Annotated in this window: 13 protein-coding genes and 1 tRNA gene; 6 read left to right on the top strand and 8 right to left on the bottom strand. The window is 69.4% G+C overall.

Annotation, left to right across the window (positions count from 1 at the left end):
• The first annotated feature begins 56 nt into the window (after positions 1-56).
• Positions 57-1010 (top strand): tripartite tricarboxylate transporter substrate binding protein, encoded by a 954-nt coding sequence (locus tag EV675_RS24800; protein WP_130361010.1) that lies wholly within the window; start codon positions 57-59, stop codon positions 1008-1010.
• A gap of 45 nt (positions 1011-1055) precedes the next feature.
• On the opposite strand, the gene EV675_RS24795 is transcribed toward EV675_RS24800, so the two are convergent.
• The 4 genes from EV675_RS24795 to EV675_RS24780 form a co-directional block, all read right to left on the bottom strand.
• Positions 1056-2030 (bottom strand): Bug family tripartite tricarboxylate transporter substrate binding protein, encoded by a 975-nt coding sequence (locus EV675_RS24795; RefSeq protein ID WP_130361008.1) that lies wholly within the window; start codon positions 2028-2030, stop codon positions 1056-1058.
• Between the two features lie 66 nt (positions 2031-2096).
• Positions 2097-3005: an HpcH/HpaI aldolase/citrate lyase family protein gene (locus tag EV675_RS24790; protein ID WP_130361006.1), complete on the bottom strand. Its 909-nt coding sequence runs from the start codon at positions 3003-3005 to the stop codon at positions 2097-2099.
• Between the two features lie 5 nt (positions 3006-3010).
• The gene (locus EV675_RS24785; RefSeq protein WP_242621587.1) at positions 3011-4258 is read right to left on the bottom strand and encodes a CaiB/BaiF CoA transferase family protein; all 1248 of its coding nucleotides are present in this window, start codon (positions 4256-4258) and stop codon (positions 3011-3013) included.
• A complete protein-coding gene (locus EV675_RS24780) occupies positions 4255-5139 on the bottom strand; it encodes an HTD2 family dehydratase (protein ID WP_165404763.1) in 885 nt (294 codons plus the stop codon). Before EV675_RS24780 ends, EV675_RS24785 begins: the two co-directional genes overlap by 4 nt.
• Before the next feature lie 120 nt (positions 5140-5259).
• On the opposite strand from EV675_RS24780, the gene EV675_RS24775 reads away from it, so the two are divergent.
• The 4 genes from EV675_RS24775 (at position 5260) to EV675_RS24760 (ending at position 9101) form a co-directional block, all read left to right on the top strand.
• Complete coding sequence (locus EV675_RS24775; RefSeq protein ID WP_130361002.1) at positions 5260-6195, top strand: LysR substrate-binding domain-containing protein; 936 nt, start codon at positions 5260-5262, stop codon at positions 6193-6195.
• A gap of 132 nt (positions 6196-6327) precedes the next feature.
• Complete coding sequence (locus EV675_RS24770; protein WP_130361000.1) at positions 6328-7158, top strand: IclR family transcriptional regulator; 831 nt, start codon at positions 6328-6330, stop codon at positions 7156-7158.
• A gap of 43 nt (positions 7159-7201) precedes the next feature.
• Positions 7202-8191, top strand: a complete 990-nt coding sequence (locus EV675_RS24765; RefSeq protein ID WP_130360998.1) for a tripartite tricarboxylate transporter substrate binding protein — start codon at positions 7202-7204, stop codon at positions 8189-8191.
• 25 nt (positions 8192-8216) lie between these two features.
• Complete coding sequence (locus tag EV675_RS24760; protein WP_130360996.1) at positions 8217-9101, top strand: TauD/TfdA dioxygenase family protein; 885 nt, start codon at positions 8217-8219, stop codon at positions 9099-9101.
• A gap of 11 nt (positions 9102-9112) precedes the next feature.
• Here the strand turns inward: EV675_RS24760 and EV675_RS24755 are convergent, their stop codons facing one another.
• From EV675_RS24755 to EV675_RS24745, 3 genes are read right to left on the bottom strand one after another with little or no spacing between them, the layout of a single operon-like run.
• A complete protein-coding gene (locus tag EV675_RS24755) occupies positions 9113-9526 on the bottom strand; it encodes a cupin domain-containing protein (RefSeq protein WP_242621586.1) in 414 nt (137 codons plus the stop codon).
• 16 nt (positions 9527-9542) lie between these two features.
• A complete protein-coding gene (locus EV675_RS24750; protein WP_130360992.1) occupies positions 9543-10514 on the bottom strand; it encodes a Bug family tripartite tricarboxylate transporter substrate binding protein in 972 nt (323 codons plus the stop codon).
• Between the two features lie 55 nt (positions 10515-10569).
• Complete coding sequence (locus tag EV675_RS24745) at positions 10570-11634, bottom strand: Ldh family oxidoreductase (RefSeq protein WP_130360990.1); 1065 nt, start codon at positions 11632-11634, stop codon at positions 10570-10572.
• 114 nt (positions 11635-11748) lie between these two features.
• Here EV675_RS24745 and EV675_RS24740 point away from each other — a divergent pair, with 114 nt between their 5' ends.
• On the top strand, positions 11749-12699 hold the full coding sequence (locus EV675_RS24740) for a LysR family transcriptional regulator (protein WP_130360988.1): 951 nt from the start codon (positions 11749-11751) through the stop codon (positions 12697-12699).
• Between the two features lie 33 nt (positions 12700-12732).
• Here the strand turns inward: EV675_RS24740 and EV675_RS24735 are convergent.
• Positions 12733-12807 (bottom strand) — tRNA-Arg (locus tag EV675_RS24735).
• Between the last annotated feature and the right edge of the window lie 72 nt (positions 12808-12879).

Here is a 12879-nt window from a genome sequence, read left to right as displayed (position 1 = left end):
CGCCCCCTCGGCGCCAGGCGCCACCGGGGGCTTTCCCACAGCAGAAGGACCGCACCATGAACCTCGCCCGCCTGCTTTGCGCCTCGCTCGCCAGCCTGTCCGCGCTGGCTTCGTCCTGGGCCGCCGGCTATCCGGCCAAGCCCGTGGAACTCGTCGTCGCCTACCAGCCCGGCGGCGGCAGCGACAACACCGCCCGCGCCATCGCCGACGCGGTGCGCCCCATCTTTCCGCAGACCGTCTACGTGGTCAACAAACCCGGGGCCAGCGGCTCGATCGGCTGGTCCTACGTGGCCACCGGCCCGGCCGACGGCTACCGGCTGGTCCTCATGACGCCGGAGATGCTGGTCGTGCCGCTGATGGGCATAGGCAAGACCACCGTGGACGAGTTCCAGCCCATCGCCCGCTTCACCGACGATCCGTCGTCGATCACGGTGCGCGCCGACGCGCCCTGGCGCACCATCCAGGAATTCCTGGCCCATGCCAAGGCCAACCCGGGCCGCGTCGCGATCTCGAACGCCGGCAACGGCACGGTGCCGCACATGGCGGCCGCGGCGCTGGGCGAATCGGCGGGCATCGCGTTCACGCACGTGCCCTACCAGGGGTCGGCGCCCGCCATCATGGGCCTGCTGTCGGGCGACGTGCAGGCCACCACGGTGGCCTATGCCGAACTGCGCCAGCACGTGGAGGCCGGCAAGCTGCGCACGCTGGCGGTGATGTCCGAGAAACGGATCGAGACGCTGGGCCAGGTTCCGACCTTCAAGGAACTGGGCCACGACCTGCTGTTCAGCGTCTGGCGCGGCGTGGGAGTTCCCAGGGGCACCCCTGCCGAGGCGGTGGAGAAATGGCGCGCGGCGGCCCGGACCCTGTCGCAGTCGACCGAGTTCCAGACCACCATGCGCAAGCAGAACCTGACACCCGCCTACGCCGACCTGGCCGAGTTCTCGTCCGACGTGGCCCGGCAGGGCCAGGCCTTCAAGACCCTGGTACCCAAGCTCAACCTCAAGCAGTAGCGCAAGGCCGGCGGCCCGCGGGAACGTCCGGGCCGCCGCGGGCCGTCAATCGATGATGATGTTGGCCTTCTGGATGACCGGCCGCCAGAGCTGGATCTGGTCCTTGATGTACTGGGCGAATTCCTCGGGCGTGTTGTACATCGGCTCCAGCCCTTCCTTGCGGAACTGCTCCAGGGTCTCCGGATTCTTCAGCGCCGCCACGATCTCCTTGTTCAGGCGGTCGACGATGGGCTTGGGCGTGCCGGCGATCGTCAGCAGACCGTACCACTGGCTGGCCTCGAAGCCTTCGAGGCCCTTGGTTTCGCTGATGGTCGGCACGTCGGGCAGTTGCGGCAGGCGCTTGGCGGTGGCCACCGCGATGGGGCGCAGGCGGCCGGCCTGGAAGAACGGCGAGAGCGGCGGATAGCCGGTCAGCACCAGCGAGGTCACGCCGCCGACCAGGTCGTTCAGCGCGGGCGCCGTGCCCTTGTACGGCACGTGCTGGATCTGGATGTTGGCCTTGAGCTTGAAGTATTCGGTGGCCAGGTGGGCCGCGCTGCCGTTGCCGCCCGAGGCGTAGTCGTAGCCGTTGGGCTTGGCGCGCACGGCCTTGATCAGCTCGTCCACCGTGCGCACGTCCAGCTTGGCCGGATTGACCGCCAGCACGTTGGGCACGCCGGCCACCAGCGAGATCGGGGCGAAGTCCTTGACCGGATCGTAGGGCAGGCGGCGATACAGCGTGGCGTTGGCGCCGAAGGTGCCGATGGCGCCCATGATCAGCGTGTAACCGTCGGCCGGCTGCGACTTGGCGTATTGCGTGCCCACGATGCCGCCCGCGCCGGGCTTGTTCTCGACGACGATGGGCTGGCCCAGCGCCGCGCCCAGCTGCTTGCTCATGACGCGCGCGATGATGTCGGTGCTGCCGCCCGGCGTGAACGGAACGACCAGGGTGATGGGCCGGGACGGATAGTTGTCGGCCGCGTGCAGCGGAGCGGCGAAAGCGGCGCAGACGATGGCCGAGGTAAGGACTTGCTTGAACATGACGATGGGTCTCCTGTGTGTATTGATATGTGGGCGGCGGGCCCTGGAGCCCGCCGCCCCGTGGCCTCAGGGACGGGCGCCCCGGGCCTCGATGCGCCGCTGGCGCGCGATCAGCCTTCGGGCCCGTTCGATGACCGGAATGTCGATCATCCTGCCGTCCAGCTGGAACGACGCGCGGCCTTCGGCCTGCGCCTGCTCCGCCGCCTCGATGACGCGCACGGCATGCGCCACGTCATCGGGCCGCGGCCCGTACTCCTCGTTGACGATGGCGACCTGCCCCGGATGCACGCAGCTCGCGCCGTCGAAACCGAACTGGCGCGAGCGCCTGACCATGGCCCGGAACCGGTCCCAGTCGGAAAAGTCGGCCACCGTGCCGATGTAGCCCAGCGGCATGACGCCGGCGGCGCGCGCCGCCAGGATCATGCGCTGCTTGGGCATCAGCAGCGCCTCGTCGGTGGGCTCGAAGCCGCCGTTCAGGGCGAAGTCCTCGCCGCCTATGTTGATGGCCGCCACGCGCGGCGAGGCGCGGGCGATGTCGGTCATCTGCTCGAACGCCTCGGGCGTCTCGATCATGACCAGGAAGCGGGTATGCCCCATGGCCAGGCCGCGGTCGGCCTCCAGTTCGGTCACCAGTTCGTCCAGCAGCCGCACGTGCGACGGGCCGTCCGCCTTGGTGATGGCGATCCCGTCCACGTCCGCGCCCACGCTGGCCTCGACGTCGCGCACGCACAGGCCGAGCGGACGGTTCACGCGCACCAGCACGTCCGCCCCGCCACGCCGCACCTGCGCGGCGGCGGCCGCGACGGCCTCGCGCGCGGCGGCCTTCTCGGAAACCGGCACGCTGTCCTCGAGGTCCAGCATGATCGCGTCCGCGCCGCGGGTGTGCGCCTTCTCGATGAAGCGCGGCACGTTCGCCGGCACGTACAGCAGCGACCGCCAGACCGGCAGCTCGCGCTGCTTCGCTCGTTCCGCCATGCTCGTCATCGTGTCGCCTCCCGGGCCGCGGCATGGTCCACCGTCGCGCCGCTGGCCACCATGGCCTGGATGTCCTCGTCGCCCAGTCCGGCGTCGCGCAACAGTTCGATGCTGTGTTCGCCGATATGCGGCGCGGGCCACTTGAGCGCCGGCTCGTAGGTCGAGAAGCGGACCGGGTTGCGCAGGTTGGTGATCGTGCCTTCGGTGGGATGCTCGATCTTCTGGAACAGCCCGGTGTCGGCCAGGTGCGGATCGTCCAGCACCGAGTCCAGCGTATGCAGCGGCATCGCGGGAATGTCGGCGGCTTCCAGGACCTCCAGCCATTCGGCCGTGGTCCGCGTCGCGAACACCTCGTTGCGGATGCGGAACATCTCGCCGATGTTCTCGAAACGGGCGCGCTTCTCGGCGAAGCGCGGGTCGGTCCGCAGTTCGGGCCGGCCCATCGCGTCGAACATCGCGAAGACCTGGGCGTCGGTGTTGGCGGTCACGCAAAGATAACCGTCGGCGGTGCGCACGGGCCGCGAATTGGGGTCCAGCAGGCGCGAGTCGCCGGTGGCGCCCAGCGGCGGATCGAAGGTCTTCAGGAACATGTGCTCGGCCAGCACGAAGGCGGTCATGCTCTCGAACATGGGCACCTCCACCACCTGGGGACCGCCGTGCCGCAGCCGCTGCACCACCGCCATCAGGATGCTGTTGGCCACCATCACGCCGACGGTGCGGTCGGCGATGACCATGGGCACGAAGCGCGGCTGGCCGTCGCCGCCGTTGTTGATCGCCGCCAGGCCCGAAGCGCCCTGGATGATGGAATCGTAGGCCGGCTTGTCGCGATAGCGCCCTTCCTGGCCGAAGCCCACCACGCTGCAATAGATCAGATCGGGCTTGAGCCGGATCAGGTCCTCGGCCGACAAGCCCAGGCGCGCCGCCGCCGGCGGCCGCATGTTGTGCACCACCACGTCGGCCGACGCGATCAGTTTCTTCAGGGCATCGAGCGCGCCGGGCTTCTTCAGGTCCAGCGCCAGGCTCTTCTTGTTGCGGTTCAGATGCAGGTACTTCGCGGCCATGCCGGGCGTGGGAGAACGCCCGCCTATCCAGCGCGCCAGATCGCCCGAGGGATGCTCGATCTTGATGACTTCGGCGCCGAAGTCCGCCAGGAACTGTGTCGCGTAGGGGCCCACCACCACCTGCGTCAGGTCGACGATACGCAGGCCTTCCAGCGGCGCGCGCCCGGCCTGTTGCGATGCGGATGCCATCATGCCGCCTCCTTCATGGCCGAGCCTTGCAGCGTGGTCTTGCCCGCCTCGGTCACGACGCGGAACTCGATCGCGCCGGGCTCCGCGCCCGCGCGGCTCTCGATGCGGAAGGGCATGCCCTCGAACAGCGGCGAGGTGTTGCGGGTGGTCAGGCGCGACAGGCGCGCGCCGCCCCAGGCCTCGTGCAGGTGTTCAGCGGCGCACAACGCGCCCAGGCCGCCGTTGACCACCAGGCCGGGATAGCCTTCGACCTCGGTGGCATAGGGCTGGTCGTAGTGGATACGGTGGCCGTTGAAGCACAGCGCGCTGTAGCGGAAGATCATCACGGCATCGGCCACGATGGTGTCGGACCGGTGCCGGGCCTCGAAAGCGGGCGCGGCGGGCTTGGCCGCGCCGCCATCCTTGGCCAGCGTGCTGTCGCGATAGACGACGTCCTGCTCCTCGATCACCACGGCGCCGGCGGCGTTGCTGACGACGTGGCGCACGGTCACGAACACCAGCGGCCCCGAGCTGCCCTGCTTGGGCGTGACCGAGGCGATGGTGGACACCCGCTCCAGCTCGTCGCCGATGCGGATGGGCGCGACGAACTGGATGCGCTTGCCGGCGAACATGCGCTTGGGCAACGGCACGGGCGGCAGGAAGTCGCCCAGCGCCGGATGGCCGTCGCGGCCGAGCTGGGAACGCGGCACGACGCGCGGGAAAAGCACGCTGTACCACATCTGCGGGAATTCGGCGCCCCGGGCGAACGCGGCGCCGCGCGAGGACTCGATGGTGGCCGACAGGCGTTCGGCCAGTTGGGGGGTGACGACGTCGGCGTTCGTCTCGCTGCGGCCCACCCAGGCTTGCAACGCGTCGAGGGCCGCGGGCGTGGTGTCGGAGGTCACGGTGCTGTCTCGCTGGAGTTCTCTTGTACGGAGCCCATCGTAGACCTGCCTTTCGTTTCCGAGAAATGATAAATTGCGGATGTCTATTCCATTTTGGAAACGTATTCCTGGAATACCCCGATGAAACTCCAGCAAGTGCGCGCGTTCTGCGCCGTCGTCGACCATGACATGAGCGTGTCGCGGGCGGCGCGCGCCCTGCACACCACCCAGTCGGCAGTCAGCAAGCAGATCGGCCAGCTTGAGGACAGTCTGGGCGTGGCGCTGCTGATCCGCGCCAAGAGCCGCATCCTGGGGCTGACCGACGTGGGCCGGCAGGTGCTGCAATGCATGCGCGGCATCCTGGCGGCGACCGAGGACATCTCGCTGATCGTGGCCGACCACCGGCGCGAGGCCGGCGGCAGGCTGGCCATCGCCACCACGCACACGCATGCGCGCTATGCGCTGCAGGACATCGTGCCCGGATTCACGCGCCGCCATCCGGGCGTGGGCCTGCACCTGGTGCAGGCGACGCCGTCCGAGATCGCCGACCTGGTCGCCACCGGCGAGGTCGATCTCGGCCTGTCCACGGCGCCGCAGATCCTGCCGCCTTCGCTGGCCACCATCCCCTGCTACAAGCTCAAGCATGTGCTGATCGGCGAGCGCGGCCATCCCGTGTTCGAGGCTTCGCCGTTGACGCTGGAGGCCATCGCCCGCCACCCGCTCATCACCTACAGCGAACAGCACGCCATCGGCCGACGGGTGAACGAGGCCTTCGCCGCCGCCGGCCTGTCGCCCAAGATCGCCATGCGCGGCACCGACGTGGAAATCATGAAAAGCTACGCCGCCACCGGCGTGGGCCTGGCCGTCATCCCGCTGATCGCCTATTCCCGCACGCGCGACCGCAAGCTCGACGCGCGCCCGGTGGACCATCTTTTCCCGACCAGCATCGTCTACGCGCTGGCGCGGCGGGGCGCGTACTGGCCGCGCCACCTGTACGAGTTCGTCGGCAAGCTGGCGCCGGACCTGACGCCCGCCGCGATCGAGGAAGCGCTGCTGAGCACCGAGCCGCCGGCCTGAGGGACGACTCCGCATCCAAAAGCGGAAAAATGAAAATGGTTTTTGGAAATGGTTGTCTTCACGAAGCGGCGATCCTAGAGTGATTTCCGACGGCGGCCATCCCGGGCCGCCCATCCGGAACCCGCTCACGCCATGCGCCGCCGCACCAAGCCGCCAGCCAATGTCACCGCCCTGGAACGCGGCTTCGCCGTGCTCGACTGCTTCGCCCGCGCCCCGGGACCGCTGGGCAACGGCGACATCGCCGAGGCCACCGGCATTCCCCGCCCCACCGCCTACCGGCTGATCTCCACGCTGGTCGCGCTGGGCCAGTTGCGTCCCTGTCCGGACTCCGACAAGTACGAGTTGGCCGCCGGCGTGGTGCGCCTGGCGCAATCCTTCCTGGGCGCGCTCGATGCGCGCCGCCTGGCGCGGCCGCATCTCGTGGCGCTGGCCGAAGCCTGTGGCGCTTCGGCCTTCCTGGGCCTGCGCGACGGCACCGACATCCTGGTGGTCGAGGCGGCCCGCGCCCGGTCGGCAGTGGCTTTCCTGGGCGCCGACGTCGGCACCCGCATGTCGCTGGCGAGTTCCGCGCTGGGACGGGCCTGGCTGTCCGGCGTGGATCCGCTGACCTGCGCCACCGTGGGCGCCGACACGCTGGCCGCCGGCAGCACCGTGACCGCCTCGCGCCTGGACGCCGCGCTGCGCAAGGCGCGCCGGCTGGGCTACGCGGCATCGCAGGGCGAATGGCACGCGCAGATCAATGCCGTCGCCACGCCGGTGCGGGCGCCCAGCGGCGAGGTGTTCGCGATCAACTGCGGCGGCCCCTCGTTCCTGATCACGCCCGACAAACTGCACGACCTCGTCATCCCCCGGCTGCTGCGCGCGGCGGCCGATTTCGCCGACGAGATCGGCGGCATCTGCGGTACGGCGCTGACCGCCGCGCCGCCCGCGCCACGCAAACGGATGGCCGCCTCGTCCGCATAAGGCCATCCGCCCATCCCCCACCAGAAAAAACAAGGAGACACGCATGCCCGACTTTCCTCCCCGCCCCGGGCGGCGCAGCGCGCTGGCCGCGCTGCTCGCCGCCGCGGCCGCGCCCCGCCTCTCGGCCGCCCAGGGCGAAGCCTGGCCCGACCGCCCCGTCAAGCTCATCGTGCCATTCGCGCCGGGCGGCCCCACCGACACGATCGCCCGCATGCTGGCCGAAAAGATGCAGGCCGCCTGGCAGCAGCCGGTCGTGGTCGACTACAAGCCGGGCGGCGGCACCATCACCGGCACCAACACGGTCGCCAGGGCGCCCGCCGACGGCTACACGCTGGGCATGGCCATCAGCGCGCTGATGATCAACCCCAGCATGCAGCCCTCGCTGCCCTACGACACGCGCAAGGACCTGGCCGCCGTCTCGCAGGTCGCGCTGACGCACTTCGGCCTGTTCGCGCATCCCTCGCTGCCGGTCGACACCGTGCCCGAGCTGATCGCCTATGCGCGCAAGAATCCGGGCAAGCTGAGCTACGCCACGCCCGGCGTGGGCACGGGCACGCACCTGGCCGGCGAGCTGCTGGCCCACATGGCGGGCATCGAGCTGGTGCACGTGCCGTACAAGGGCAGCAGCCCGGCGCAGCAGGACGTGGTGGGCGGACGCGTGCCGCTGCTGTTCGACGTGATGTTCTCGGCCATGCCCTACGTCGAGGACAAGCGGCTCAAGCTGATCGCGCTGGCCAGCCCCAAACGGGCCGCGAGCCACCCCGACATCCCCCTGATCGCCGAGACCGTGCCGGGATTCTCGGCCATGAGCACCATAGGCATCGTCGAGCCGGCGGGGGTGCCCGCCGACCTGCGGCGGCGCGTGGGCGCGGACATCGGACGCATCGTGAAGGCGCCCGACCTGGCCGCGCGCATGCAGCAATTGGGCATGGAGCCCGTGGGCTCGACGCCCGAGCAATACGCCGCGCTGATCGACGCCGAGATCGACAAATGGGCCAAGGTGGTCAAGACCGCCGGCATCAGGATCGAATGAACCCCGACAAGGAGAGACTCGCACCATGGCACTTTCACTCACGCCCCTGACCCCCGGCTTCGTCGCCGAAGCCTCGGGACTGGACCTGGCCCGGCCGCTGGACGCGGCCGCCGTCCGCGCCGTCGAACAGGCGATGGACGACTACGCCGTGCTGGTGTTCCGCGACCAGCCGCTGGACCAGGACCAGCAGATCCGCTTCGCCCAAGGCTTCGGCCCGCTGGACCTGGGCCTGCGCAAGGTCAAGGGCGGCGCCCACCGCTTCGACCATGCGGAACTGGCCGACATCTCGAACGTCACCGTCGACGGCTCGGTCGCCGGCCGCGACCACGCCAAGATCGTCGGCAACATCGCCAACCAGCTCTGGCACAGCGACAGCTCGTTCCAGCGCCCGCGGGCCAAGTATTCGATGCTGTCGGCGGTGGTGGTCCCGCAGGACGGCGGCCAGACGGAGTTCGCCGACCTGCGCGCGGCCTACGATCATCTGCCTGACGGCATGAAGGCCGCCATCGGCGATCTCCAGGCCGTGCACTACGCCCTGCACTCGCGCTTCCTGCTGGGCGACACCGAGTACACCCAGGCCCAGCGCGACGCCCTGCCCGCCGTGCGCTGGCCGCTGGTGCAGACCGACCCACGGTCGGGCCGCAAGATCCTGTTCGTCGGCATCCACGCCTGCGAAGTCGTGGGCATGACCGTGGCCGAGGGCCGCATGCTGCTGCTCGACCTGCTCGAACACGCGACCCAGCGCGAATTCGTCTACCGCCACCACTGGCGCGTGGGCGACCTGGTCATGTGGGACAACACCGCCACCCTGCACCGGGGACGGCGCTTCGACTTCGCGCAGCGGCGCGAGTTGCGGCGCGCGACCACCGAGGAAGTGCAGTTGTCGGCCGAGGCGCGCGCCGCGGCCTGATCCCACCCGCGCTACCTGCCGTGCTCGGCCGCGATCGGCCGGGTCTCGCCGGTTTCCACCAGGCTGCGGGTGGCGTCCGGCGAGCCGTAGATCCACAGGATCTTCATCGGCCGCGTCGCCGACAGGTTGCGGAAGCGATGCGGCACGCCTGGCGGAATGTAGGTAGCGTCGTGCGCCTTGAGGGGATGCGATTCGCCGTCGATGTCGAGCATGGCCTCGCCCTCGATCAGCACGACGCTTTCCTCGCAGTTGTGGAAATGGAAGGGAATCTGCGCGCCCGCCGCGAATTCGGTGTAGCCCGTCAGGAAGCCCTGGGCGCCGGCCTGGCGGCCGACCAGCGGCGTGGTGCGCGCGCCGCCGCCCCGGTCGTGGACGGGCAGCTCGGCCGCCTTGAGCAGGACGGCCCGGGAGGGCGTGACGTTCATCATGGGCTCCTTGACCTTAGTTGGACTGGATGTTGCCGTCGCGGATCAGTTGCTGGTACAGGTCGAAGTTGCCGCGCGTGGCGGCCCCGAATTCGTCGGGACCGATGCCGCGCAGCGTCATGCCCAGCGGCGCCAGTTGCGCCTTGACGTCGGCCGCGGCCAGCGCCTTCACCACGCTCTGGTGCAGGCGGTCGACGATGGGCCGGGGCGTGCCGTGCGGCGCGACGATCGTGGCCCACGAATCGAAGAAGAATCCCGGCAGGCCGGAGGTGTCCACCGTCGGCACCCCGGGGAACTGCGCCAGCGGCTCCTTCGTCGAGACCGCGAGCAGCTTCACCTTGCCGCCCTGGATCAGCCCCGCCACCGTTCCCAGCCCCTGGAATCCCGCCTGCACTTCCTTTCCCGCCACCGCGACGGCGCCCGGCGTGGCGCCCTTGTAGGGCACGTGCACGATGTCCAGGCCGGCTTTCCTGGCGAACAGTGCCATCGCGATGTGCTGCGGACTGCCGTTGCCGCCCGAGCTGTAGTTGATGCGGCCGGGATTGGCGCGCGCATCGGCGATGAAATCGGCCGCCGTCCTGTAGGGGGAATCGGCCGGCACCACCAGCCCCCATTCGACCGTCGCCACCAGCGAGACCGGATCGAAGTCCTTCAGGGGATGCCACGGCATGTTGGGATAGATGTGCGGAATCATGGTGAGGATGCTGTCGTTGAAGCCCCCCAGCGTGTAGCCGTCGGGCGCGGCCTTGGCCACCTTGTCCGCGCCGATCAGCCCCGACGAGCCGGGAATGTTCTCGACCACGAAGGGCTGGCCCAGGTCCTCGGACATCTTCTGGACCACGATCCGGACCGCCTTGTCCACCGCGGAGCCCGCAGCCAGCGGGATCACCATGCGGACGGGCTTGGCGGGATAGGCGTCGGCCGCCCGCGCGGGGGTGCCCGCGCAGACCAGCAACGCCATGCCCACGCTTGCGATGATGGACTTCATGTCTGTCTCCTCCCCCGTCTATGCGGGTGGTGTCTGGGAACGAATCTGCGGTCGGCTAGGCCAGGGGCGGGATCTCCAGTTCCCTGGCCAGCTGGTCCAGTTCGGCCGCCACGCCGCGGGAGACGGGAATGCCCGTTTCCCGGTAGCGCTGGCGGCGCGCGTGGCTTTGTTCGCCGGGTATCCAGATGCGATCGGTGCCGGGCATGCGGGCGCTGCCGCGCAAGTCTCCCACCAGCCGGTCGACCGCCTCCTTGAAGCCCCCGACCGGCCCGAAGGCGGCCAGGTTCAGGACCAGCATGGCCTGTCCGGTATTGGTCGGCGTGACATGGTCCTTGTTGAAATCGACGACGTCCCGCCCCATCGCGGCGCCGTTCAGCGTACCGGCCAGCAGGCCCACGATCAGGGCCAGGCCGTAGCCCTTGTGGCCGCCTATGGGCATCAGGAAACCCTCGTCCGAACGCGTGGGGTCGAGCAGCGGCCGGCCCTCGCGGTCGATCATCCAGCCTTCGGGCATCATCTCGCCGCGCTTGGCCTTGGCCTTGACCTTGCCATAGGCCGCGACCGTGGTCGCCATGTCCAGCACCACCGGCGGCTCGTCGCCCGCCGGCACGCCGACCGAGATGGGATTGGTCGACAGCAGCATGTCGGTACCGCCCCAGGGCGGCAGGTGATTGGCGTTGCCCACCGCGAAATAGATGCCGACCATGTCGTGCCGCAGCGGCATGGCCGAATACAGCGAAGCCGGGCCGGCATGATTGCTGCGGCGCGTGCCCACCCAGGCCGCGCCCTGGGTCCTGGCCTTATCGATCGCGAGCTCGGTCGCGCGCGACACCACCAGATGCCCCATGCCGTTGTCGCCGTCCACGATGGCCATGCCCGGCATGTCGGCCACCACCCGGATGTCGGGCCGCACGTTGATACCGCCCGACCGGATCCGCCGTATGTACTGGGGCAGCCGGATGATGCCATGGCCGTCCGAGCCCTGCAGGTCGGCCTGGGCCATCAGCCCGGCCACAGTAGCGGCATCGGCCTCGGGCAGCCCCGCGCGCCGCAGCGCCGCGGCGATGAATCGCTCCAGTTTTTCCAGGGAAACCGATATCGAATTGTTATCTACACCCATGTCCGTCCATGCCACAGCGCGTTGACGGCCAATGCTAGAGAGCGTCGGGGTAGAAATCCAATACAGAACTCGCTCCAAGCCATATCATCTTGATATGGAATCTTCGGGTTAGCCATGAATCTGCGCACCTTGCGGTACTTCGTCGCCATCGTCGATGCCGGCAGCCTGAGCGCGGCCGCCCAGGCCGTCTCCATCGCCCAGCCCGCGCTCAGCCGCCAGCTCCGCGAGCTGGAACGGGAAATGGGCCAGCCCCTGCTGATACGGGGCGCGCGCGGCGTGCGGCTGACGGCCGCCGGGCTGACACTGTACGAATCCGCGCAGCGCATGCTGGCCGAGGCGGCCCGGCTGCGCCGGCAGATGACGCAGCGCCCGGCCAGCGCCGCCACCACGGTCACCATAGGCATCTCGCCCACCCTGGCCGCGGTGCTGGTGCCGGGCCTGTTCGAGCAATCGCGGCGGGGCCTGGACGGCATCCGCCTCAAGATGCGCGAGGCCTTCACGCCCTCGCTGCTGGAATGGGTGGAACGCGGCGTGGTGGACATGGCCGTGGTCACCAACCCCAGCCCGGGCGGCTCGCTGGCCCTGCAGCCGCTGCTGGGCGAACCCTTCGCGCTGATCGCCAACGCCGCGCTGGGCCTGGGGCCCGTCATCCCGGCCACGCAACTGCATCGCATGCCGCTCCTGATGACGTCCCTGCACCGCGACATCGTGGACCGGCAATTGATGCCGCTGGGCGTGGACCTGCGGCTGGAGGCGGAGATCGATTCGGTCGACGCCATCCGGGAACTGGTCTGCCGGGGCCGCTGGGCCACCATCATGCCGATCTCGGTCTTCAAGGACCTGGTCGCGGCGGGCCGGGTGACCGGCTCGGAAATCACCGGCGTGCAACTGAACCGCATGCTGGTGCTGGCGCGCCGCATCGAGCGGGACAGCCCGGCGGCCTACGACGCGGTGCAGGACCTGCTGCACGCCGAATTCGCCCGGCTCAACCGCGCCAATGTGTTCGGCATATCGAACCTGGGCGAGCCATCGGGCTGGCCGGATGCCATGCAGGCTGGGAAATGACGGGGGCAGAAACGGGAAGGGGAAGGCGGCGGGTGGCGTCCCCACCAGGAATCGAACCTGGATCTGATTCTTAGGAGGAACCTGTTCTATCCATTGAACTACAGGGACGCAAGCCCGCTACTGTAACAGCAGAAAGGCCCCCCGGACAAGAATCGCCTCGCCCGGACACCTGTGTGAGAA

The organism is Pigmentiphaga kullae, from assembly GCF_004216695.1.
In the GTDB taxonomy this organism is placed as follows: domain Bacteria; phylum Pseudomonadota; class Gammaproteobacteria; order Burkholderiales; family Burkholderiaceae_B; genus Pigmentiphaga; species Pigmentiphaga kullae.
This window is presented reverse-complemented; position numbering and strand designations above follow the sequence as displayed.